Source organism: Citrobacter sp. Awk 2 (assembly GCF_028069815.1).
In the GTDB taxonomy this organism is placed as follows: Bacteria; Pseudomonadota; Gammaproteobacteria; order Enterobacterales; family Enterobacteriaceae; genus Citrobacter.
Map to the genome: position 1 here is coordinate 1 of NZ_JANEWL010000259.1, position 491 is coordinate 491.

Here is a 491-nt window from a genome sequence, read left to right on the forward strand (position 1 = left end):
ATGATGAGTTCTTTATTTATTAATAAGATAGACATTTAATTCCGCNGAAACATTGCAGAAAGAACTTTCAGGCCCGCCCATTTTATCCATTATTTTTACAATCCACATGAATTGAGATTATTCCTCATGTCAGTCTTTTTTTAAGCAGTGGTAAAATAGCGGTCGAGTTCGCAGATGGCTGAGCGTTTACCTTTGCTCAATTAGCGAAACGCTTATTTTTGAGGTAACACCATGAAAAGATTAATACCCGTTGCACTGCTTACCGCATTACTGGCTGGCTGTGCACACGATTCCCCTTGTGTGCCTGTCTATGACGATCAAGGGCGTCTGGTTCATACCAATACCTGTATGAAAGGTACCACACAGGATAACTGGGAAACTGCAGGAGCGATAGCCGGTGGTGCGGCCGCTGTTGCCGGCTTGACGCTTGGGATAGTTGCCTTGACGAAATAAATAATCATAAAAGCGCGGCTGTTGCCGCGCTTTTAGCA

At 44.1% G+C, this 491-nt stretch carries 1 protein-coding gene; it reads left to right on the plus strand.

Annotation, left to right across the window (positions count from 1 at the left end; genetic code table 11):
• The first annotated feature begins 231 nt into the window (after positions 1-231).
• The gene (locus NNO02_RS23530; protein WP_048213468.1) at positions 232-453 is read left to right on the plus strand and encodes a membrane protein; all 222 of its coding nucleotides are present in this window, start codon (positions 232-234) and stop codon (positions 451-453) included.
• The last annotated feature ends 38 nt before the right edge of the window (positions 454-491 follow it).